This window comes from Pseudonocardia broussonetiae (genome assembly GCF_013155125.1).
In the GTDB taxonomy this organism is placed as follows: Bacteria; Actinomycetota; Actinomycetes; order Mycobacteriales; family Pseudonocardiaceae; genus Pseudonocardia; species Pseudonocardia broussonetiae.
This window is the reverse complement of record NZ_CP053564.1, coordinates 6,854,787-6,876,624: the sequence shown is the minus strand read 5'-3', so window position 1 is coordinate 6,876,624 and position 21,838 is coordinate 6,854,787. Positions and strand designations below refer to the sequence as shown.

The 21,838-nt window shown below is 70.0% G+C and carries 23 protein-coding genes; 14 read left to right on the top strand and 9 right to left on the bottom strand.

Features of this window, described 5'->3' with window-relative positions:
* Positions 1-6: 6 nt before the first annotated feature.
* Complete coding sequence (locus HOP40_RS33165) at positions 7-708, bottom strand: FadR/GntR family transcriptional regulator (protein ID WP_172167043.1); 702 nt, start codon at positions 706-708, stop codon at positions 7-9.
* A gap of 415 nt (positions 709-1,123) precedes the next feature.
* Between HOP40_RS33165 and HOP40_RS33160 the strand changes: the two genes are divergently transcribed.
* The 5 genes from HOP40_RS33160 to HOP40_RS33140 all read left to right on the top strand — a co-directional run bounded on the left by HOP40_RS33160 (position 1,124) and on the right by HOP40_RS33140 (position 5,220).
* Positions 1,124-2,329 (top strand): LLM class flavin-dependent oxidoreductase, encoded by a 1,206-nt coding sequence (locus HOP40_RS33160; RefSeq protein WP_172167041.1) that lies wholly within the window; start codon positions 1,124-1,126, stop codon positions 2,327-2,329.
* Between the two features lie 110 nt (positions 2,330-2,439).
* Positions 2,440-3,375 carry an alpha/beta hydrolase gene (locus HOP40_RS33155; RefSeq protein ID WP_172167039.1) on the top strand — a complete coding sequence of 312 codons (936 nt, stop codon included), beginning with the start codon at positions 2,440-2,442 and terminating at the stop codon, positions 3,373-3,375.
* Positions 3,376-3,461: 86 nt separating this feature from the next.
* Positions 3,462-3,743, top strand: a complete 282-nt coding sequence (locus HOP40_RS33150) for a YciI family protein (protein WP_172167037.1) — start codon at positions 3,462-3,464, stop codon at positions 3,741-3,743.
* Between the two features lie 24 nt (positions 3,744-3,767).
* The gene (locus HOP40_RS33145) at positions 3,768-4,640 is read left to right on the top strand and encodes an MBL fold metallo-hydrolase (protein ID WP_172167035.1); all 873 of its coding nucleotides are present in this window, start codon (positions 3,768-3,770) and stop codon (positions 4,638-4,640) included.
* Between the two features lie 34 nt (positions 4,641-4,674).
* Complete coding sequence (locus HOP40_RS33140) at positions 4,675-5,220, top strand: cupin domain-containing protein (RefSeq protein ID WP_172167033.1); 546 nt, start codon at positions 4,675-4,677, stop codon at positions 5,218-5,220.
* Positions 5,221-5,276: 56 nt separating this feature from the next.
* Here HOP40_RS33140 and HOP40_RS33135 read toward each other — a convergent pair whose 3' ends face one another.
* From HOP40_RS33135 to hpaB, 5 genes are all read right to left on the bottom strand, one after another.
* Positions 5,277-6,074, bottom strand: a complete 798-nt coding sequence (locus HOP40_RS33135; protein WP_172167030.1) for an alpha/beta fold hydrolase — start codon at positions 6,072-6,074, stop codon at positions 5,277-5,279.
* Positions 6,075-6,096: 22 nt separating this feature from the next.
* Positions 6,097-7,350, bottom strand: a complete 1,254-nt coding sequence (locus tag HOP40_RS33130) for an LLM class flavin-dependent oxidoreductase (RefSeq protein WP_172167028.1) — start codon at positions 7,348-7,350, stop codon at positions 6,097-6,099.
* 266 nt (positions 7,351-7,616) lie between these two features.
* Complete coding sequence (locus HOP40_RS33125; protein ID WP_172167026.1) at positions 7,617-8,690, bottom strand: LLM class flavin-dependent oxidoreductase; 1,074 nt, start codon at positions 8,688-8,690, stop codon at positions 7,617-7,619.
* A gap of 43 nt (positions 8,691-8,733) precedes the next feature.
* Positions 8,734-9,282: a flavin reductase family protein gene (locus HOP40_RS33120; protein WP_172167024.1), complete on the bottom strand. Its 549-nt coding sequence runs from the start codon at positions 9,280-9,282 to the stop codon at positions 8,734-8,736.
* The gene (hpaB, locus tag HOP40_RS33115) at positions 9,282-10,748 is read right to left on the bottom strand and encodes a 4-hydroxyphenylacetate 3-monooxygenase, oxygenase component (RefSeq protein WP_172167022.1); all 1,467 of its coding nucleotides are present in this window, start codon (positions 10,746-10,748) and stop codon (positions 9,282-9,284) included. The genes HOP40_RS33120 and hpaB overlap by 1 nt, the downstream gene beginning before the upstream one ends.
* Positions 10,749-10,917: 169 nt before the next feature.
* Here hpaB and HOP40_RS33110 point away from each other — a divergent pair, with 169 nt between their 5' ends.
* From HOP40_RS33110 to HOP40_RS33100, 3 genes are all read left to right on the top strand, one after another.
* Positions 10,918-12,186: an LLM class flavin-dependent oxidoreductase gene (locus tag HOP40_RS33110; protein WP_172167019.1), complete on the top strand. Its 1,269-nt coding sequence runs from the start codon at positions 10,918-10,920 to the stop codon at positions 12,184-12,186.
* A gap of 328 nt (positions 12,187-12,514) precedes the next feature.
* Positions 12,515-13,225, top strand: coding sequence for an LLM class flavin-dependent oxidoreductase (locus HOP40_RS33105; protein WP_240157408.1), 711 nt, complete (start codon positions 12,515-12,517; stop codon positions 13,223-13,225).
* Between the two features lie 72 nt (positions 13,226-13,297).
* Positions 13,298-14,164, top strand: a complete 867-nt coding sequence (locus HOP40_RS33100; RefSeq protein WP_240157407.1) for an LLM class flavin-dependent oxidoreductase — start codon at positions 13,298-13,300, stop codon at positions 14,162-14,164.
* A 17-nt stretch (positions 14,165-14,181) separates the two neighbouring features.
* On the opposite strand, the gene HOP40_RS33095 is transcribed toward HOP40_RS33100, so the two are convergent.
* On the bottom strand, positions 14,182-14,916 hold the full coding sequence (locus HOP40_RS33095; RefSeq protein ID WP_172167017.1) for a GntR family transcriptional regulator: 735 nt from the start codon (positions 14,914-14,916) through the stop codon (positions 14,182-14,184).
* A 138-nt stretch (positions 14,917-15,054) separates the two neighbouring features.
* On the opposite strand from HOP40_RS33095, the gene HOP40_RS33090 reads away from it, so the two are divergent.
* The 4 genes from HOP40_RS33090 to HOP40_RS33075 are packed head-to-tail and all read left to right on the top strand — an operon-like array spanning position 15,055 to position 17,784.
* Positions 15,055-15,999, top strand: coding sequence for a 3-carboxyethylcatechol 2,3-dioxygenase (locus HOP40_RS33090; protein WP_172167014.1), 945 nt, complete (start codon positions 15,055-15,057; stop codon positions 15,997-15,999).
* A gap of 23 nt (positions 16,000-16,022) precedes the next feature.
* Positions 16,023-16,637, top strand: a complete 615-nt coding sequence (locus HOP40_RS33085) for a cysteine hydrolase family protein (RefSeq protein ID WP_172167012.1) — start codon at positions 16,023-16,025, stop codon at positions 16,635-16,637.
* On the top strand, positions 16,634-17,494 hold the full coding sequence (locus HOP40_RS33080) for an alpha/beta fold hydrolase (RefSeq protein ID WP_172167010.1): 861 nt from the start codon (positions 16,634-16,636) through the stop codon (positions 17,492-17,494). Before HOP40_RS33085 ends, HOP40_RS33080 begins: the two co-directional genes overlap by 4 nt.
* Positions 17,494-17,784, top strand: coding sequence for a YciI family protein (locus HOP40_RS33075; RefSeq protein WP_172167008.1), 291 nt, complete (start codon positions 17,494-17,496; stop codon positions 17,782-17,784). The genes HOP40_RS33080 and HOP40_RS33075 overlap by 1 nt, the downstream gene beginning before the upstream one ends.
* A 12-nt stretch (positions 17,785-17,796) precedes the next feature.
* Here HOP40_RS33075 and HOP40_RS33070 read toward each other — a convergent pair whose 3' ends face one another.
* Both HOP40_RS33070 and HOP40_RS33065 read right to left on the bottom strand, forming a co-directional pair.
* Positions 17,797-18,189: an alpha/beta fold hydrolase gene (locus HOP40_RS33070; RefSeq protein WP_338053081.1), complete on the bottom strand. Its 393-nt coding sequence runs from the start codon at positions 18,187-18,189 to the stop codon at positions 17,797-17,799.
* Positions 18,141-18,620 (bottom strand): alpha/beta fold hydrolase, encoded by a 480-nt coding sequence (locus HOP40_RS33065; protein ID WP_172167004.1) that lies wholly within the window; start codon positions 18,618-18,620, stop codon positions 18,141-18,143. The genes HOP40_RS33070 and HOP40_RS33065 overlap by 49 nt, the downstream gene beginning before the upstream one ends.
* Positions 18,621-19,400: 780 nt before the next feature.
* On the opposite strand from HOP40_RS33065, the gene HOP40_RS33060 reads away from it, so the two are divergent.
* Together HOP40_RS33060 and HOP40_RS33055 are read left to right on the top strand one after the other, a co-directional pair.
* A complete protein-coding gene (locus HOP40_RS33060) occupies positions 19,401-20,927 on the top strand; it encodes a DUF2252 domain-containing protein (protein ID WP_240157406.1) in 1,527 nt (508 codons plus the stop codon).
* A gap of 426 nt (positions 20,928-21,353) precedes the next feature.
* A complete protein-coding gene (locus HOP40_RS33055; protein ID WP_172167002.1) occupies positions 21,354-21,494 on the top strand; it encodes a hypothetical protein in 141 nt (46 codons plus the stop codon).
* The last annotated feature ends 344 nt before the right edge of the window (positions 21,495-21,838 follow it).

Here is a 21,838-nt window from a genome sequence, read left to right as displayed (position 1 = left end):
GGCTGCTCAGCGCCGCCACACCACCGGTCGCGACACCAGGTCCTTGTGCTTCTTGTGCCAGTAGTCGTCGGCCTCGTCGAGGTGGTCGCGCATCAACTGCTCGGCGCGGTCGGCGTCGTGGGCGCGCAGGGCCTCGATGATGCGGGCGTGGGCCTGCGCCGCCGCGATGTAGCGGCGCGACGAGTAGGTGACGCCGCCCGCGACGCCGTCGGCGACGCTGCCGAGGCTCTCGACGAACACCTGCAGCACGACGCTGCGCGCGGCCCTGGACAGCGTGGCGTGGAAGATCCGGTTCTGCTCCTGGAAGACCTCGGGGTTCGGGTTGTCGAGGATCAGGCAGACCGTCCGGTCCATGGCGTCCAGGTCCGCGTCGGAGATCCGGCTCGCGGCCAGCCGGGCGATCGTGGGCTCGAGCGCGCGCCGCGCCTCCATCACGTCGTCGAGCGAGGCGTCCTCGAACTGCAGGATGAGGGTGAGGGCCTCGCCCAGGTCCTCGGGACGAGGACGGCGCACGACCGGCCCCCCGCCCGGTCCGGGGCGCAGCGTGATGACGTTGCGGGTCTCCAGCAGCCGCAGTGCCTCACGAATGGTGGAGCGGCCGACGTCGAAGCTCTCGATCATCTCCCGTTCGGTGGGCAGGACGCTGCCGGCCGAGAGCTTGGCGTTCACGATATGACTGGCCAGTTCGCGGGCGATGACCTCGGACATCTTCGGACTCCGGCGATTGCTGCCCTGCGCACCGGTCCTCATTCCGCCACACCTCTCGCTCCGGGGCGCCGCGGGCCGGGCCTCGGCAATAGTTGCACATCATGATGATAGCCAGCGGCTGCCGCCGGGACCCTCCAGCCTCGTGGGCGGCACCGATCGGAACGGCATCGACGCTGCTCAGGGCCGTGTCGGGCGCGCTGCTGCCGCCTTCGTCGCGTCACCCGCGGCTGCCGGACCGTCCGGAGTGTTGCACTTTCGGACAGGTTCGCGCCTGGTCGCCCGGCTAGGTTCGTGCCAGCGTGATCCACCCGAACGTCCTGAACCAACTCCGCCGCGCAACGGCCGGTGGTGGGGTGATCGGCAATTCGAGGCCCCGCTCGGACGACCCCTCATCGACCCGTGGAGGAGTGAGCACGTGAAGTTCGTCTTTTTCATGCTCCCGGCACTTCCGGCTTCTGAGCGCGAGCGGGAGGCGTTGCGTCCGATCGGCCACAAGACCGAGAAGTGGCAGCAGATGCTCACCGAGGTGCGTGAGCTGGCCAAGATGGCCGACGACTACGGCTTCGAGGCGATCTGCTTCCCCGAGCACCACCTGCACACCGAGGGCATGGAGCAGGGTGGGCCGCACTCCCTCTACCTGGACGTCGCGCACCACACCAAGAACATCAAGGTCGGCCCGGTCGGGTACGTGCTGCCCAGCCACAACCCGGTCAAGCTCGCCATCGAGACGGCGTGGCTGGACCAGATGACGAAGGGCCGCACGGTCGTCGGGTTCGCCCGCGGCTACCAGGAGCGCTGGTTCAACGCCATGACGCAGCTGCTCCCGGTCCAGACCGCCACCAGCGACGCGAGCGAGCGCGACAAGCTCAACCGCGAGCTGTTCGAGGAGGTCTACCGGATCCTCAAGCTCGCCTGGAAGGAGGAGTCGTTCTCCTACGAAGGCACGTTCTACTCGTTCCCGTACCCGCCGGGCGGGACGAACTGGCCGGCGGGCGACTACACCCGGCGGTTCGGCGCCGACGGTGAGATCGGCGACGACGGCCTGCTGCACAAGATCTCCGTTGTGCCGAAGCCGTACCAGAAGCCGCACCCGAAGCTGTTCCAGGCGTTCTCGATGAGCGAGAACACGATCCGCTGGACGGCCCGCGAGGGCATCACCCCGGTCATCCTGACCTCGATCCCCGAGGACTACCGCAAGATGGTCGAGGCCTACCAGGACGAGGCGGGTCAGCACGGCCGTGACCTCGCACTCGGCGAGAACACCGGGGTGCTGCGGTCGGTCCACATCGGACGTAACAAGGACGAGGCGATGCGCCAGGCGCAGCGCGGGGTGTCGGGCGTGGGCTGGGAGAACTTCTGGGGCCACCACGGCTTCTACGAGGTCTTCCGCAAGGCCGGCGAGACCGGCCCCGTCCCGCAGACGGTCGAGCGGATGGAGGAGTCGCACTACCTCTACGCCGGCGACGTCGGGCACGTGACCGAGAAGATGCACGAGCTGTGGGAGAACGGCAGCCCGGAGTACTTCGTCTGGTGGTCCGACCAGGGCTTCCTGCCCTTCAACGAGGTCCGGCGCAACCTTCAGCTGTTCGGCGAGAAGATCATGCCGCAGTTCCCCGGCTGATCCCGACACGCTCGGAATGGGTGGGTGGTCCCGCGCGAACGGGACCACCCACCTCCCTGTGCCGACCGAACGGGTCGTCGACCCGTCCCCCATGACGAAGGGATCTCCCGATGGCGTTGGATCCACAGACGCAGGGCCTGCTCGAGGCGATGCAGGCCCAGGGCATGAAGTCGTTCGAGCAGATGAGCGTGTCCGAGGCGCGCGACGCGGCCATGGCGTTCCGCGGCCTGCAGGCCGAGCCGGCCGCCGTCGCGGCCGTGCACGACCGGACCATCCCCGGCGCGGACGGTGAGCTGCCGATCCGCATCTTCGTCCCCGGCGGCGAGGGGCCACTGCCGGTTCTGACCTACTTCCACGGCGGCGGCTGGGTGATCGGCAACCTCGAGGTCGCCGACAAGCCGTGCCGTGCCCTGGCCGCCGCGTCCGGCGCCATCGTGGTGGCCACCCAGTACCGGATGGCCCCGGAGACGAAGTTCCCCGGCGCGGTGGACGACTGCTACGCCGCGCTGCAGTGGGTGGCCGCGAACGCGGCCGAGTTCGGCGGTGACCCGAGCCGGCTCGGTGTGATCGGGGACAGCGCGGGCGCCAACCTCGCGGCGGTCGTGGCACTCAAGGCGCGCGACGAGGGCGGCCCGCGGATCCGGGCGCAGGTGCTGACCTACCCGGTCACCGACGCGACCTCCGACCTGCCCTCGCGCCGGGAGAACGCCGAGGGCTACCTGCTCACCGCGGGGTCGATGGACTGGTTCTGGCGGCACTACCTGCGCGAGCCCGGTGACGGCAAGAACCCCTACGCCTCGCCGCTGCTAGCCGCCGACCACTCGGGGCTGCCCCCCGCCCTGGTCCTCACCATGGAGTTCGACCCCTTGCGCGACGAGGGCGAGGCCTACGCCGAGAAGCTGAAGGCGGCCGGCGTCCCGGTGACCCTGCAGCGGTACGACGGGCTGATCCACGGGACCTACTGGATGACCGCCGCGATCGAGCGCTCCGGCGAGCTGTACAGAGCGATCGCGGAGTTCGTCCGGTCCGAGCTCGCCGTGCAGTGATCGTCTCGGTCGACACCACGGCGCGGCCAACGGTGGCCGCGCCGTCCGACCCCGGGCAGTGACCGATTCATCCAGGGGGAGTGGGCATGGCGTTCTTCACCGTGGTGTGGAAGTACACCGACGACACCGAGCTGATCGACAAGGCGCGCGGCCCGCACGGGGCCCACCTGAAGGAGCTGATCGGAGCCGGGTCCCTGCGCATCGCCGGCCCGTTCGAGGACGGCACCGGCGGAATCCTCGTGCTCGAGGTCGCCGGCCAGGAGGAGCTGAAGCCCTTGCTCGACGAGGACCCCTACGTCGCGCAGGGCGTGGTCGTCGACACGCAGATCTACCCGTTCAAGCCGGTGCTCGGAGCGTTGGCGGGCTGATCGCCCGCCGAGAGAGGACTACCTATGTCCGCACGGCACGCCCCTGTCGAGTCGATCGACGTCGGCGACATCAGGGTGACCTACCTGCCCGATGGCGACGCGTCGCTCTCGGCCAGCGCCATCTTCCCCGCGGCCAACGACGCGCTCTGGGAGGCGCACCGCGAGCTGTTCGACGACGACGGCAAGTTGCTCATGTCCCTCGGCGGCTTCCTCGTCGAGAGCGGCGACAAGAAAATCATCGTCGACCTCGGCTTCGGGGACATGACCGTCCCGTTCCCTCCGGTGGACGGGGAGTTCCGCGGCGGCAAGCTGCTCACCAGCCTGCGCCAGGCCGGCGTCGAACCCGGCGACGTGGACGTCGTGTTCTACACCCACATGCACCTCGACCACGTGGGGTGGACCGCACAGAACGGTGAGCTGACCTTCCCCAACGCCCGCCACGTCGTGGGCGACGGCGAGTTCGACTTCTGGCAGGGGGTGACCGACGAGGGGCTCGCGGCGGTCGGGCCGCATCCCGAGGCGGTCCAGGCTCCGCTGGTGAACCGCATCGAGTCGGTGGCCGACGGTGCGCTCATCGCCACCGGGGTGAACGTGCTCGCGAGCCCAGGGCACACGCCGGGCCACTGCTCGGCGGTGATCTCCTCGGGGCAGGAGCGGGCGATCATCCTGGGCGACGTCGTGCACTGCCCGCTGCAGCTCGCCGACGGCGACCTGCGGATCATCTTCGACGTGGACCCGGACGTGGCGGCCCGGACCCGCGACCGGATCGCCGCCGAGCTCGAAGGCGACCCCACCACGATCGGAGCAGACGGCCACTTCAGTGGCTCCGCGTTCGGCCGGATCGTGCCGGCCTCCGGTCGTCGCTGGGTGGACCTGGCCGAGACCTCCGCCCGGTAGCGATCCGCGCAGTTCCCCGACAGAAGGAGAGATCGTGGCGTTCGACGTCAAGAAGGTCGTGACCGACCGCACCAGCGACGGCACGTCGGTGTTCGCGGACGAGACGCGGGTCGAGCCGTCGTCGGTGATGGCGATGCCGGGCTCGGAGCTGTTCAACATCTGGGGCACCGGGGACGGCACGCCGTTCGTGGGCGCAGGCGACAATCCCGCGACCGTTCCGTTCCCGTTCTTCCCCGGGCCGGGCGGCACTCGGTTCGTCATCGTGCGGTTCGCTCCCGAGTCGACCCCGCCCGCCGACGCCGGCCCGGAGGAGGTCGTGGCGGAGGCCGAGGAGAAGCAGCCCGGCCTGGTCCACGTGTTCGAGCCCGACACACCGGGCATGCACACCACGGACAGCATCGACTACGGGATCTGCGTGGACGGCGAGATCTGGCTCGAGCTCGACGACGGCGCCGAGGTGCACGTCACCCCTGGCACCTGCGTCGTGCAGCAGGGCATCCGGCACGCCTGGCACAACCGCAGTGATCGGCACTGCACGATGGTCTACGTGCTGGTCGGAGCCGAGCGCAAGTCCGGCTGAGACCGCGAACGGCCCGGTCCGGGCAGACCCGGACCGGGCCGTTCGCGCGTCCGCGGTTACTCCTTGAGGTAGTCGAGCACCAACGGTGCGACGATGTCGAGCTGCTCCCACTGCGGGACGTGGCCGGCGCCCTTCACGATCTCGATGCGGGAGTCGGCGATGGCGGCGGCGAAGTCCTCGGCGTAGACCGGTGAGATCAGCTTGTCCTCCGCGCCCCAGATGATGAGGGTGGGCGCGGTGACCCGGTGCAGCCGCTTCTTCAGACCCTTGTCCGGGATGGGCCAGACGAACTTCCCGGTGGTGCCCAGCGCCCACACGGAGTCGGCCATCGCAATGGCCATCTCCATCGGGTCGGTGGGCAGCGTGAGGAACTCCTGCACGGGCTTGGCGGCGAGGTTGCTGAACAGCGTCGCGACGAGGTCGGCCTGGGAGAGCATCATGTACGGCGCGACCGGGATGTCCTCACGCCACAGCCCGATCGGGTCGATGAGCACCATCTTGCTGACCCGCTCCGGGCGCAGCGCGGCCAGCTCGCAGGCCATCATCCCGCCGAAGGAGCTGCCGACGACGGGCACCGATGCCAGGCCGAGCCCGTCGAGGATCTCGTCGTAGATCAGGGTGAGGTCCCACAGCGAGTCGACCTGGTAGATGGAGTCCCTGGCGGTGGCGCCGGTTCCGGGGTGGTCGGGGGCGTAGACGGTGTGGTGTTCGGCCAGCGCGTCGAGGAAGGCGTCCCATCGGGGTCCGCCGGCGGTGTGCAGGTAGACGACGGGGCTTCCGCTCCCTGCCACCTTCACCTTCGCCTCGAAGTCGCAATGCCGCAGCTGAAGGGTCTCGGTCGTCGGTGCAGCCATTACCGTGTCCTCCGGTCCCGGATCAGGCCTGGGCCTGCAGAGCGGGCGTCTTGTTGCACTTCTTGGGCCACCACGCGTTCTCCCAGCCCTCGGACTGCCAGATCTTCTGGAGGTGGGGCAGGACCTCCCGCCCGAACAGCTCGATGTTCTGCATCGCCATGTCGTGGGGCATCGACCCGAACTGCAGGACGGTCATTAGATGGCCCACGTTGAGCTCGCGAACCATCGCCTCGAGCTTCTCGCGGACGGTACTCGGACTGCCGACGACGGCGAAGCCCTTCTCGATCATGTCCCGGCCGCTGAGCGGTTTGAGGTCCACGGTGTAGTCCATGTACTCGAGCATTCCGGAGCTGAACAGGTTGACCATGCTCTTGTAGTCGGACTGCCCCGGTGTGGCGAGGTAGTGCAGCGGCAGGTGCAGGGCCTTGTGGTAGAAGTGCTCGAGGTGCTCGGCGAACTGCTCCTCGGCCTGCGCGTCGGTCTCCGCGACGCCCACCAACTGGAGCATGGCGGCCCGGTAGGGATTGGCGTCCTTGTCCTTCGCGGCGGCGCGGTCCCAGAACCGGTTCATCACATTCTGCGCCGACTTGCCACCGAAGTAGCTCAGGTAGGCGTACGGCAGATCCCGGTCGTGGCAGTAGTCCCAGGTCGACGAACTGGCGGCGCCGGGAATGAGCAGCGGCGGGTGCGGGGTCTGCACCGGCCGCGGCCACAGGTTGACCTTCGGCAGCTGGAAGTACTTGCCGTTCCAGGCGAAGAACTCCTGCGCCGTCCAGGCCTTGACCATCAAGTCGATGGCCTCGCGCCAGCGCTCGCGCTGCTCCATCGGGGGAATGCCGTAGCTGATGTTCGCGTCGCAGCCCAGACCCAGCGGCAGACCGGCGACGAGCCGGCCACCGCTGATGCAGTCGATCACCGCATACTCCTCGGCGATCCTGATCGGGGGCGCGGTCGACGAGACGGTGGCGCCGAGCTGGACCAGTGCGACGTCGTCGATGCCGGCGTCCTTCGTCATCTTCGCGAGCGTCGCCCCGAACAGGTTCGGGTTGCACATGAACCCGTAGACGTTCTGGTGGTGCTCGTTGGTGCCGAGACCGTCGAACCCCATCCTGGCCGCGTGCATCAGCTCGTCGATGGACTGGTTGTAGTACTCACCGACCTTTTCCGCGTCGCCGAGCTCCCACCACGGCGCGTCCACCCACGCGGAGGTGTACCGCTTGTCGAAGTCGTCGGGCAGGTCCCGGTAGGGCATGAAATGGAATGACGTGACCTTCACGGTTGTCCTCTCCTGATCATCCGGGATCGGGGCGCGACGGAACGACCCGCGTGATATCGGCACCGGAGACCCACCCCCGCCGTGCGCTTGATCGCCCGGAGTCGGACGGCGCCTGCGGTGCGATGGGAGCCACGACGGAGTGTCCCCGAATCGGGGACGGCCGGATCGAAACTGGCTCAGGATCGGACAGTGGGCGTTCGACGAGCAGGAGCCGCCGGCCGGGGTGACCCGCGCGGCGTGCGTGGGTCACCCCGGCTCGGACAGCCTCAGGCCCGGTTCAGGATCGACGAGCCGATGTCCGCGATGTCGCGCTCGGCGGTGAACGGGTTGGACAGGAAGACGCTCATCATGTCGACGCCGGCCTCGAGCATCCCCTGGGTCTTCTCCCAGATCTCGTCGGGGGAGCCGTAGAGGCACCAGTAGTCGCACAGCTGCTTGGTGATCAGCGGCCGGTGCGAGTCGTCGAGCCCTTTCTGGTACTTCGACCAGGTGTCGAGGTAGTGCGGTTGCTCGGCGGCGTTCGGGTCGCCCAGGTAGGCGGTGGCTGCGGCTGCGCTGGCCTCGACGATCGAGGGGTCGAGCTCGGCGGCGTGCTCGCGCATGAAGCCGATGTTGGTCAGGCACGAGCTGATCGGGCCGGAGGCGAAGCCGTGGTCGACGCCGTCCTCCCAGGTCTCGCCGTCGCGCAGCTGGTAGAACCAGCTCACCGCGACGAGCTTGACCGAACCGGGCGGACGGCCCGCGTCCGCGACGGCCTTGTCCAGCTCGCGGCGCACGAGCCGGATCATCTCGGGGTCCGGCCCGAGGCAGTAGGCCACGTAGTCGGCGTAGCGGGCGGCCACCTTGATGCCGCGCGGGCCCCCCGCCGCCATCCACACCGGGATCCGGTCCTCGAGGTTGTACCAGGTACCGCCCTTGTCGAGGAACTCCAGCTCGCGTTCCTTGCCCCGCCACGTCTCGGTGACCCGCTCGCCGTTCAGCAGCCCCGTGGTGACCCGCAACGCGTCGTCGAGCTGGGCGATCGACGCGGGACTCTGACCCATCGAGCGCAGCGCGTTGTTCGCCGTGCCGATGCCCAGGAAGGTGCGCCCGGGGGCGAGCGCGTTGAGGGTGGCGTGCGAGTTCGCGGTGACGGCAGGGATCCGGGTGAGCGGGTTGGTGACCCAGGTGCCCAGGTTGATCGTCGAGGTCTCCCTGGCGGCGAGGGCGAGGTACTGGTACGGGTCGCTGAACAGCAGCGGACCCTCGCCGACGCCGAAGTGCGTGACTCCGGCGTCCTCGGCCTGCCTGACGATGCCGACCTGGTCGATCTTGGCGCACGCGCCGACGAAGAACTCCATCACTGCTCCTTTGCCATGCGGGACCGGGGGAAGAGCGGGCGGCTCACCAGGGGGCGGAGAGCAGCCATTCGTGCGGGGCGGTGGCGGCGGCACGCTCCCAGTCCGGCCCCGGGAGGTCGAGGAACGCGCCCTGGGCGTAGAGCAGCGGGTCGCCGGTGTGCACCCGCAAGCCGTGGACGCGGCCGAGGACGATCACGTGGTCGCCCCCGTCCCGGATCTCGTGCACGGCGCAGTCGAGGTGGGCGAGCGCGCCGTCGAGGTGCGGTCCGTACCGGCCGGGGGAGTGCGCGACCCCGGCGAACCGGTCCGCGGGCCGGGCGAAGCCGCGGGCCAGCGCGCCCTGGTCCGAGGCCAGGATGCTGACGCCGAAGCCGGGGGCGGCGCTCAGCGCGTGGTGCATCGACCGGTCCCGGTTGAGGCAGACGAGCACCAGCGGGGGGTCGAGTGAGAGCGAGCAGAACGCGCTCACCGTGCAGCCGACCGGACCGTCCGCGGTCGTCGTCGTGATCACGGTGACGCCGGTGGCGAACTGGCCCAGGGCGTAGCGGAACCGCTCGGGTTCCACCCGGCCGGTCCGCGGTCCCGCCGCCATCAGGAGACCGGACCGTCCGGGTCCCCGGCGAGGGCGAGCGCGCGGTCCACCAGCCGGAAGCAGTCGGACTTGTCGTAGGACAGGTAGTTCATGGCCAGGATGCGGACCGGGTCGCCGGCGTAGTAGCGCTCGTACTGCAGCGCCCGTTGGCCGAACGCGTCCCCGCACAGGTCCCAGGCCAGCTTGTAGAGCCGGATGCGGTCCACGGCGGGCATGTCGGCGCCGCGGTAGTAGCGCGCGATGTCCTCCGCGATGGGCGAGCCGAAGTCCTCGGCCGAGGGCATCATCAGCAGGCCACCGGCGCCGAGGGTCTGCAGCACCTCCACCAGCTGCGGGTACTGGGTGGACAGCAGCACCCGCAGCGTCTGCAGCGCGTTGAACCGCGGCCGGACGGTGCCGGCGTCGGTCGTCTCGTACTCGGCCTCCGACGCCACGATCAGGGCGTGCGCCTGCTCCACGGCCGCGATGCACTCGCCCAGCTTCTGCTGCACGTGCAGGAAGCCGTCGATCTTCACCGACTGGCTGAGCTTCATCGCGAGCCCGGTCACGAACTGCAGCTTGACCAGGCCGCGCACGCCGGTCTGGTGCGCGGTGTGCTGGCGCAGGTTCGTCTCGGAGTAGAGGGCGTTGGCCAGCGCGACGTCACCGTGCAGGAACACCCGGTCCCAGGGCACGAGCACGTCGTCGAACACGACCAGGCAGTCCGCCTCCTCGAAGTGTGCGGACAGCGGGTGGTCGAAGGGGTGCCGGGTGCCGTCGTCGAACGGGGCGCGGGAGATCAGCCGCAGGCCGGGGGTGTCGATCGGGATGGCGAAGCAGGCCGCGTGCTTCTCGTCGCCGAGGCGCAGGCCGGGCAGGCTGTAGATGATCAGCTCGTCGGCCATCGGGGCGAGGGTGGCGAGCATCCGCGCACCGCGGACCACCAGCCCGTCCGGGCCCTCGGACACCACGCCCATGTGCAGGAACTGCTCCTGCTGCTCCGACGCCGTCTTCGACCGGTCGGTCTGCGGGGTGATCAGTGCGTGGGTGAGGAACAGGTCGTTGTCGCGGACGTACTCGTAGTAGCGCTGCACGTTGTCGGCGTAGCGCTGCCCGAGCTTGGCGAACACGCCCGGCGACTCGGTGAACGCCATCAGCGTGGTGTTGAGGAAGTCGGGGGAGCGGCCGAGCAGCCCGAGCGTGGGCTCGGCCCAGGCCCGGTAGGCGGCGCGCCGCGCGGCCAGGTCGTCCTGGGTGCGGCAGGGCAAGAAGGCGCGGCCCACGGCTGCTCCGTCGGGGCCCTCCCCGGTGAGCACCGGGGCGAGTTCGGGGTCGTGCTGCAGGTCGTAGAGCCGGGCGATCTGCTCGATCGGGCGGCGCAGGGCGGGGTGCGTGGTGACGTCGTCGACGCGCTCGCCCCGCAGCCACACCTCACGGGGGTGCTTCTGCAGGTTCTCGACGTACTGCGCACCGGTGCGGACGGGCATCGACGGTCCCTTCTCGAGCCGTGCGAACTGGAATGCTAGCGTGCCTCGCACGGTAATCGCCCTCACATCGGGGGGCAAGAGGCTCCTTGACAGTCGATCACGGCGCGTGTTGCATGCCAGCATACTAGGAGGCCAACGATGGCCTCCCCCGTGGCGAAGGGTGTCCGAGATGCGGTTGGGAACCTTCCTGCTGCCGAGTGCAGCGGCGACTCCCGAGCAGTACCGGCAGGGCTACGCGGGCGCGAACCCGAACTTCTACCAGCGGACACTGTTCGAGAACGCCGCGGTGCTGCGGCAGATCGACGAGCTGGGCTTCGACTTCGCGGCGTTCTCCGAGCACCACTTCCATCTCGAGGGCCTCGAGATGTCAAACAACCCGATCATGCTCGGCGCCTGGGCCGCGGGGATCACGAAGAAGCTGCGCGTGGGGCAGATGGCGACGGTGCTGCCCTCGCGCAACCCGATCCTGGTGGCCGAGGACCTGGCCATGCTCGACCACTTCAGCGGCGGCCGGATGCTGGCGGGCTTCGCCCGCGGCTACCAGACCCGCCACGTGACCACGATCGGCCAGAAGAACGGTGCGGTGGCGACGTACGCGACCGACCCGGAGTACGCCGCGCACGACGCGATCAACCGGGAGCTGTTCGAGGAGGCCTACCAGGTCGTGCGCGGCCTCTGGGAGAACCGCGAGTTCTCCTTCGAGGGCAAGCACTGGCAGGTGCCGCCGCGTGGGATCACCTGGGACCACCCCGGCACCCGCGCCATGGCGCCGTCGATGCTGGGCGCGGGCAACGAGCTGGAGAAGATCGGCATTGCCCCGAACACCCTGCAGGACCCGGCCACGATCGAGCTGATGGTGCCGTTCACGCTCAGCCCCAACACCATCCGGTGGGCGGCGCGCGAGGGCGGCTGGCCGATCATCTTCAGCCCGATCGAACAGACCGTGAAGGGCTGCCTCGACGCCTATCACGAGGAGGCGAAGAAGCGGGACCCGGCGATCGGCTGGGGGCAGAACGTCGGGCACTTCCGCGAGATCGTCGTGGCGGACACCGACGATGAGGCCCTGGCGATCGGCAGGGACGCGCTCGGCTTCATCTGGCCCGAGTGGCACGACCACTTCGGGTTCAACGAGGCGCTCCGCTACCCGGGGGAGGAGGGCCCGATCAAGAACGACTACCAGACCATGGTGGACCGCGGGTACTCGATCACCGGCTCGGTCGACACCGTGGCGCGCAACCTCGAGAAGGCGATCGAGATGTTCGGCATCGAGCTGCTCGTGCTCTGGATGGGGCTGGGTCCCGCGCCGATCGACAAGCTGTTGCGCAGCAACGAGCTGCTGGTCGAGCGCGTGCTGCCGAAGATCGGGATCAAGCTCGACCGCTTCGAGCCGACCCTGCGTCCCGAGTTCGACACCCCGAAGTGGACCGACGTCAGCTGACCCGTCCGTCGAGTGCACAGGAGCGTTCCATGGTCAAGACCTGGATCTTCGACATCTTCAACTACCCGTACTCGCCGGACCCCGCCGACTTCGACCCACAGAAGTGCCAGGAGCTCTACGACTGGCACTTCGAGTCCTGGATCAAGGCCGACGACCAGGGCTTCGACGGGATCTTCTTCAGCGAGCACCACTTCACCGCCTACAACGTCAGCCCGTCACCGGACCTGCTGGTGGCCACGATCGCCAGGCTGACCCGGAACATGCGGCTGGGGGTGATGCCAACATCATCCCGTTCCACGACCCGCGCCGCCTCGCCGAGGAGGCCGCGATGCTCGACTACCTCACCGGCGGGCGGCTCGAGGTGGGCATGGGCCGCGGCGTCGACGAGCAGGAGTTTCTCCGGCAGGGCGTGCCGATGGAGGAGACCCGCCCCCGCTTCGAGGTGGGCATGGAGCTCATCCACACCGCGTGGCGGAACCCGACCTTCACCCATCACGGCAAGTTCTGGAACTACGAGGACGTCAGCATCTGGCCGCGTCCGCTGCAGCAGCCCAACCCGCCGGTGTGGATCACGGCGCTGAGCCCGGCGACCGTGGAGTGGGCGGGGCGCAAGGGGTACAAGATGGGCCACACGTTCCTGTCCACCCCCGACACCAAGGACATGTTCGACCGGTACCGCACGTCCGCGGCCGAGGCCGGCAACTCGACGAGCCCGGACCAGCTCGCGGTCATGCGCAACATCTTCGTCGCCGACTCCGACGAGGAGGCCCGCGAGATCGCCGAACCCGCCCTGGACTACCTGTTCGCGCTGTTCAAGGAGCACGCGATCTTCGACGACCTGGACAACGTGCCGGCCGGCTACGAGTACTACTCGTCGTTCTTCCGGCCGTTCACCTCCGGGCCGATCAGCTGGGAGGGGCTCATCCAGGCCGGGGTCGTCTGCGTCGGTTCGCCGGAGACGGTGCGCGACCAGCTCGTGGCGCAGGCCGAGCAGCTGCAATGCGGCAACATCATCATGTGGGGCTCGTTCGGGACATGACCAGGGAGCAGACGCTGCGCTCCTACGAGCTCTACAGTCGCGACGTCATCCCGGCCCTGAAAGGTCTCAACCTTGGCTGATGCCACGTCGATGCAGGTCGGGGTCGGGCTTCCGGCAGCGGTGCCCGGAGCCCGGCCCGACCAGGTCGTCGAGTGGGCCCGGCGGGCGGAGTCCGCCGGGTTCTCCTCGCTGGCCGCGCTGGACCGGGTCGTCTACGACAACTACGACCCGCTCATCATCCTGGCGGCCGCCGCATCGGTCACCGAACGGATCGGGCTGTGCACCTCCGTCCTGCTCGCCCCCGCCCGCGGCTCGGCGACGATCCTCGCGAAGCAGGCCGCCACGATCGACCGGCTGTCCGGCGGCCGGCTCACCCTCGGCCTCGGGGTAGGGGCGCGTGAGGACGACTACGCCGCGACGGGCGCGGACTTCACCGACCGGGGGCGCCGGCTCGACGTGATGCTCGCCGAGCTGGTCGGGACGTGGGCGGCGGCAAGCGGCCCCGCGGGGATCGGTCCCGCGTCGCCACGCGGACGCCCCGGTGTCGTCCTGGGTGGCCGCTCGCCGCAGGCGCTGGACCGTGCCGCCCGGTTCGGCGACGGCTGGGTCGCGGGCAGCGCGGGGTTCTACGCCACCGGCGCGGCGGTGGTCCGCGAGGGCTGGCGGCGGCACGGCCGGGACGGCTCCCCGCGGACGCAGGCCGTCGCCTACGTGGCGCTCGGCGCCGACGGTCCGGCGCGGGCCGAGCGCTACCTGCCGGAGTACTACGCCCTTCTCGGTGACGCCGCGACCGGACTGGGCTCGACTGCGCTCACCAGCGCCGCTGCGGTCCGGGAGGTGGTCGCCCGCCTGGCAGGGGAGGGGTGCGACGAGTTGCTGCTCTTCCCGTGCAGCTCCGATCCCGACCAGGTCGACCTGATCGCCGATGCTCTCGCCTGACGGCCGACCGGCGCCTGTCAGCCGTTGTGCTCGACGATCGACGGCTGCGGCCAGATGATCCCGATCGTGCCGATGATGTGGGCCTCGGTCTCGCGCCGCGCGGTGGCCCCGTCGGCGGCGCGGAGGGCCCGAACGATGCGCTCGTGATCGGCGTGCCGCTGCTCGAGGGCCTCGGACAGCGGCGCCGTGCTCCCCATGGTGTTGATCAGGAAGTCACTGAGGTCCCACATCCGCTGGCTGGTGGCCGCCATGATCGGCGACCTGGCCATCTCGTGCACCACGGCGTGGAACCGGCGGTTGTGCAGCCGGTAACCGCGGCTGCGGACACCTGCATCGTCCCCGTGGCGCAGCGCGCCGATCTGGTCCTCCACCTGCTCGAGCAGCGCGATCTGCGCGTCGGTGCGCCGGGCCGCCGCAATCTCGGTGATCGTGCCCTCCATGCCACCGAAGAGCCTGAAGAAGTCCTCGACCTCCTGGTGCGGGTAGTCGCGCACCTGGCAGCCGACCTGGGGAATGATCTCGACCAGGCCTTCGCCGGAGAGCCGACGCAGCGCCTCCATGACCGGCTGCTTGCTCACCCGGAACTCGGCCTTGAGGGCCTCGACCTGCAGCCGCTGGCCCGCGGCGAGGACGCCGTCGAGGAGTCGCTCCTTGATCTGCTCGTACACGAGCGAGCCGAGCCCTTGGGCGGTCGGCCGCCTGCCGGTGAAACCGGCGGGGGAGACCGACCACGCGCTTGGATCACTGCTCATGGCCACCCATCCAGCCTATCGAGGCCGCCCGAGGACGGCGCCCCGACATCGCGAGGGAGCGCCGTCCGGGCCCTTGCCCGTGGCGCAGCACACCTCTAGAGTCGGTTGAAACGCTAGAATGCTAGCAGGGAGTCAATGATGACGCTGGCGCTGTGTACGACCTCCCACACCCCGCTGATGGGCAAGGCCGATCCGGCCCCGGATGTCACGGGGAGGGTGGAGGACGCGTTCGACCGGGCCCGCGCGTTCATCCGCGACTACGACCCCGAACTCGTGGTGATCTTCGGTCCGGACCACTACAACGGCTTCTTCTACGAGGTCATGCCCCCCTTCTGCATCGCCGCCGCCGCGGAGTCGGTCGGGGACTACGGACTGCCGAAGGGGCCGCTCCCGGTCGATGCCGACGCGGCGCGCCACATCGCGGCGGAGGTGCTCGCGGAGGGAGTCGACGTCGCGGTCTCCGAGCGCATGCAGGTCGACCACGGGTTCTCCCAGCCGCTCGCGCTGCTGTTCGGGGCGATCGACGTCGTCCCCGTCGTTCCCGTCTTCATCAACTGCGTGGCCGAGCCGCTCGGGCCGGTTGCCAGGGCCCGCCATCTCGGAGCGGCCGTCGGACGCGCTGCGGCCGGCCTCGACAGGCGCGTGCTGCTCGTCGGCTCCGGAGGCCTCTCGCACGACCCGCCGGTGCCCCAGCTGAGGGGTGCCCCGCCGGAGGTCGCCGAGCGGCTGATCGCCGGCCGCAACCCGACCGCGCAGGAGCGGGCGGTGCGCGAGGCCAGGGTCGTCGGCGCGATCGCCGACTTCGCCGCGGGCACCTCCGACCTGATGCCGCTGAACCCCCACTGGGACGCGGACATGATGGCGCTGCTCGCCTCCGGCGAGATCGAGCGCATCGACGATCGGCCGAACACGTGGTTCGTCGAGCACGCAGGCCACTCCTCGCACGAGGTGCGCACCTGGATCGCGGCCTACGCCGCGCTCGGCGCCGCCGGCCGGTACGCGGTCGAGACCTCCTTCTACGAGGCGATCCCGGAGTGGATCGCCGGATTCGGGCTCACCACCGCCCGCACCGTCACCTCCTGAGACCCCGACCCCGAGAGGCAACCATGGAGCTCGAGCCCCGCCGGACCGCGTTCATCGCGGTGCACTACCAGAACGACGTGATCACCCGGGACGGTGCCTTCGGCGCCTTCTTCGCCGAGCAGGCCGCGGCGGCCGGTGTCGTCCCGACCACCAGGACGCTGCAGGAGGCGGCACGCGCCGCGGGCTCCCTCGTGGTGTACACCCGTGTGGCGTTCCAGCCCGGTTACGGCGACCTGGTGGGCAACTTCCCGTTGCTCGCGATGGTCGGGCAGCAGGGCTGCCTGGTCGACGGGACGTCCGCGGCCGCCATCGTCGACGAGCTCACCCCGCAGGACGGCGACATCGTCGTGACGCACCAGCGCGTGAGCGGGTTCGTCGGCAGCGAGCTCGACGCGGTGCTGCGCGGCCGGGGCGTCGACACCGTCGTGATCACCGGCGTCGCCACGAACATGTCGATCGAGAGCACGGCGCGCAGTGCGGGCGACCTCGGCTACCGCACGATCGTCGTCGCCGACGCGTGCAGCGCCGCTGCCCCGGAGGTCCACCAGGCGTCGCTGGACAGCCTCGGCATGCTCGGCGAGGTCGTGAGCAGCTCGGACGTGCTCGAGGCGCTGAAGGTCCCGGCGGTGAGCGCATGAGCCGCCCCTCGGTGTGGTCCGCGCTCGCGGGTGTCGAGCTGAGCATCCGGTACGTGCAGGTCGGGGAGTGGCGGACCAGGGTCCTGGAGGCGGGCGAGGGTGAGCCGCTGGTGCTCATGCACGGCACCGGCGGGCACCTGGAGGCCTACGCGCACAACATCGGCCCGCTCTCGCGTCGGTTCCGGGTGATCGCCTACGAGTACCCCGGCCACGGGTACACCACCCACACCACCCGCGACCTGGAGCTGCCGGACTACGTCGCGCACCTCGACGGCCTGCTCGACGCGCTCGGCATCGGACGCGCGCACCTGTCGGGGGAGTCCCTGGGCGGTTGGCTCGCGCTGAAGTACGCCGCCGCGCACCCGGACCGCACCGGCCGGGTGCTGCTCAACACGCCCGGCGGCACGATGGCCACGCCCGAGGTGATGGAGCGGATCCGCAGCCTGTCCCAGGCGGCCGCGGACGATCCGAGCGAGGAGCGGATCCGCGCCCGGCTCGAGTGGCTGATGGCGGACGCCTCGTCGGTCACCGACGAGCTGGTCGGCATCCGCCGCGCGATCTACGCGCGGCCCGGATTCGCCGAGTCGATGCGGCACCTGCTCTGCCTGCAGGACCCGGAGATCCGCGCCCGCAACCTGGTCAGCGACGACGAGCTCGCCGCGGTGGCCGGGCCGGCGCTCGTGGTGTGGACCAGCGACGACCCGTCCGGGCCTGCCGCGGCAGGTATGGCGATGGCCGACAAGATGCCGAACGCCGGCTTCGAGGTGATCAAGGACGCCGGGCACTGGCCGCAGTGGGAGCAGCACGAGGTCTTCAACGCCCTCGCGCTCGAGTTCCTGACCGGGGAGCGGGGCTGATGGCGCTCTTCGCGGTGGTGTGGCGCTACACCGACGACGTCGCGCTGCTCGACGAGGTTCGCCCGCGGCACCGTGAGTACCTGGGGGGCATGGTGGAGCGGGGGGTGGTGCGCCAAGCCGGACCGTTCGGCGACGGCTCGGGCGGTCTGCTCCTCTACGACGTCGAGGACGAGCACGAGCTGGCGACGTGGATCGCCGAGGACCCCTTCACCGTGAGCGGGGTGATCGTCGAGAGCCGGTGGTGGCCCTGGACCCCGGTCGTCGGGCCCCTGGCCGAGCCCCGCGGGTGAGCGCCAGGCCCGTCAGGCGCTCGACCGGGACGCGACGACCGTGGTCCGCAGGAACGCCTCGATGTGCCCGTTGAACTCGGCAGGCCGCTCCAGCCAGATCAGGTGACCCGCCCGCGGGACGCGCGCCACGACCGCCCCCCGGATCGCCGCTGCCACGGCTTCGTTGTAGCGGGGCAGCGTGATCCGGTCCTCCTCGCCGTAGACCACCATGGTCGGGCACGTGATCTGGGGCAGGCGGTCGGCCGTCTCGTGCACGAGGTCGGCGCGGAAGTGCGCCGCTGTGCCGTCGAGCCGCGTCGACATGTGCCGGCGGAGCTCGGCCTCGACGGCGGTCTGGAGATCGGGCTCGTCGTCGATCACGCTCGGGGACGACATCCAGAAGGCGAACTGCCCGTAGACGTCCAGGGTCCGTTCTCCAGCGCGTACAGGCGCGAGGTGAAGTGCCGCTGCATGTGCTTCTCGCGGCCGGTGGAGGACCAGGTTGCGGCCAGCACGGCGCTGCGCACGCGGTCCGGGCGCAGCAGCGCGATCTCCTGGGCGACCGCGGACCCGAGACTGAGACCCACGACGTGCGCGGGCGGCAGGTCGAGCGCGTCCATCACGCCGATGACGTCGGTTGCGAGGTCGGCCACGGTCGGGGGCAGGTGGCCGCCGACGGTACGGCCGCTGCCGCGCAGGTCGACGGTCACGCAGCGGTGACGGTCCCGGAAGTGGGCGACCTGGTGGGTGTCCCACATGGATCCGGCCAGGCCGGTCCCCGGGATCCACACGACCGGGTCACCCGAACCCGCCTCGTCGTAGTGCATCTCGACGTCTCCGATGCGGACACTGGGCATCCGGCGCTCCTCGGTCGTGTGCGTGGGCAGCAGGGGTCGGCTGCCCGTGCCTCCGGCTCGGGCCGGCCCTGTACCGTCGCAGGTCCCCGTGAGCGGCGCGTTAACCAGGTCACAGTCGCCTTGCCAGCGTTTGTATGCCCTGTTGCATGCAATGTCCCCCTCCGATCGGTGGGGGAGCGACGAGTCGGCAGTCACAGCGGTCCGCTGCTCGGGGTGCTCCTCACGGCGGGCTCGGGCGCACAGAGTCGCCGAGAACGAGGCCGACGCGGCGTGGCCGGGTGGGGTGCGGAGGCTGCGGTGCCGGGCGGAACGCCCTCCGTTGCGTCGCTGGCCCAAGATCGAACGTGACACGATTCGTGACACGAAATCGAGCCACGCAGCGACGTCGACGACGCTCCTGAATCATGGCTCGCGACCATCGATGCAGATGAGAGCCATAGGGCACGGCTCCGAGTTCCCTCATAATCCGTCAGGTCGTGGGTTCGAGCCCCACCCGCCCCACACGAATGGGCCTGAGCGGCGGGCCTGACGGCGCGGTTCGTCGTCTCTGGCGTGGGCAGCCCGACCGCCGTCGGTGCCGACCCCGCGACCCATCCGGGCCGCGCGGGCCCTCGGCGTTCACCTGCATGGATCGGGAGGAGAAGGGGCCGGGACTCCCAAGGTGTTGACAGGTGGGTGGGAAACCGCGCCTTTCGTCGGTCGGCTCGGCGAAGCCGTCGGCGGACAGGGTTCGCTCGGTCGGTCGTGGGCGAACGGCACCGGGGAAAGTACGATCTTCCCGTGTCTGCCACATCGGTTCCCGCGCAGGGCGCCGGGAGCGGACCGCCCAGCCGGGACCGGCCGCCCCTCGACCCTGCCGGCAGCCGCCCGGACGGCACACCGCCGACCGGCGTCACCCCGGCGGAGGACACCCCGCGCGGGCGGTTCGACAGCCACGTCTTCGGGTCACTGACCGACCCCGCCGCGCTGCGCGCCACGGGCGTCGAGCTGCGTGAGGCGACCCCGTCCGCCGCGTTCAGCGCGTACCGGGCGCAGGCGGGCCGCCCGGACCCGGTCGAGTTCGTCGAGCGGACCAACGCCGGGCGGGTCGACGATCTGATCGCGCTGCGGGTGGGTCGGATGGCCGCGTCCCCGTTCGCGTTCCTGCGCGGCAGTGCCGGGCTGATGGCCGCCGACCTCGCGGGTTCCCCCACGTCCGGGGTGACGGCGTGGATCTGCGGGGACGCGCACGCGTCGAACTTCGGCCTGTACGCCTCGCCGGAACGTCGCCTGGTCATGGACGTCAACGACTTCGACGAGACGCTCATCGGCCCGTGGGAGTGGGACCTCAAGCGGCTGGTCACCAGCCTCGTCGTCGCCTCGCGCGAGACGGGCAGCACCGACGACGCGGCCGCCCACGCGGCCGCGGACTGCGCCAGGACCTACCGTGCTGCGCTGCGCGAGCTCGCCGCGATGCCGGTCCTGGACGCGTTCTACCTGACCACCGACGAGAAGACCGTCTCGCACTTCGACGTCGAGGACCTCGGTGAGGTGTTCAAACGGGTCGGCAAGAAGGCGCGCCGCAACACCAGCCGCCGGGTCGTGGAGAAGTTCGCCGAGCGCGCCGAGCACACCGGCTGGCGGTTCCTCGAGGACCCGCCGATCCTCACCCGGATCGACGACGCGACCGCGCACGCCGTCCTCGACGGCGTCGAGGAGTACGCGGAGCGCTGCCTGGACGACGAGCTGCGCCAGCTGCTGTCCCGGTACGCCGTCGCCGACATCGCGCACCGCGTCGTCGGCCTGGGCAGCGTGGGGCGCCGCAGCTACGTCATGCTGCTGCACGGCAACGGCGAGGACTCACTGGTCCTGCAGGTCAAGGAGGCCGGCGCATCCGCGCTCGCGCCCTACGCCGACGCCACCCCGTACGCGCACGACGGCGAGCGCATCGTGCACGGCCAGCGCTGGATGCAGACGGTCAGCGACATCTTCCTGGGCTGGACCACGATCGAGGGCCGCCCCTACCTCGTCCGCCAGTTCCGCGACATGAAGGGCAGCATCGACCCGCTCACGCTCAAGCCCAACCAGCTCGACGACTACGCGCGGGTCGTCGGCGCGACGCTGGCCCGCTCACACGCCCAGTCGGCTGACCCCCGGATACTCACCGGGTACTGCGACGGCGCAGCGGGCTCCGGGCACGGAGAGCGGTTCGACCGGGCCATGGCCACGTTCGCCACCGCCTACGCCGACCAGACCCAGGCCGACCACGCCGCCGTGGTCGCGGCGGTCACGAGCGGCCGCCTCCCCGCCCTCGTGCTGGAGGGTTAGACAGCCGGTTCTCGGATACGGCGAGTCGGTCCACCCGTGCGTACCGCCGGCCGGTGCATGGGTGATCGAAAGGCCGCTGTTGACTTCGCCTGCCGGAGATCGAACGCGGTGCGGTTCGTGATGCGAACCAGCGACACCCAGGGACGGTTGCGACGCCCCTGGGTCAGGATCTGCGAGTGGAGACGCAGGTGGGGGCTGTAGGACGCGGAACCGACTTCCCTCATGATCCGTCAGGTCGTGGGTTCGAGCCCCACCCGCCCCACAGTCTCTACCAGCAGATACAGGGTTCGAGCCGAATAGGCACGCAGGTCGCGGGACAGAGTTGTGACACGAATGAGCGGTACGCTCCGGCCATGGCTTCCCACGGTGCAGGTCGGCGTCGCGCTCGTGGCGCAATCGACGTGCTGCCGAGCGGGGGGCCTCCGCGTGCGCGACTACGCCGGCATGGACGCGGTCACCGGGCGACGGCTGAGCCTGGTCGAGCTGATCCCGCCTGGCCCGAAGGCGGCGCGGCAGGCAGAGGCCGCCCGCACCCGTCTCCTGAACCAGGTCGATGAGGAGCGCTAGCCTCGAACCGGTGTGACGATGAACCACCTGCTGGACCAGCACTGAGATGAAGCTGCGGTTCCACACGGCTGGCCTCACGCCACGCTGCATCGGTGTGTGTCAGCCTGCGCATGCAGCGATGGCGCGACCTTGACATAGTAGCCGCGTATTCAAGCTGTCGGGCTCGAAGTCCCTGACGCTGATTGCTAGCACAGGTAGGAGCAGCAGTTAGGTGTTTCCAAATGTTGCGCAGTTTGCAGCTCAATGGGCCCAGGTAGCAACCACGCTGTTCCTCGGTATCGCAGGTTTCGTAATTGCCGGCAACTATCGTCGTCAAGTCAAGGTCAAGCTTTCCGAGAAACTTT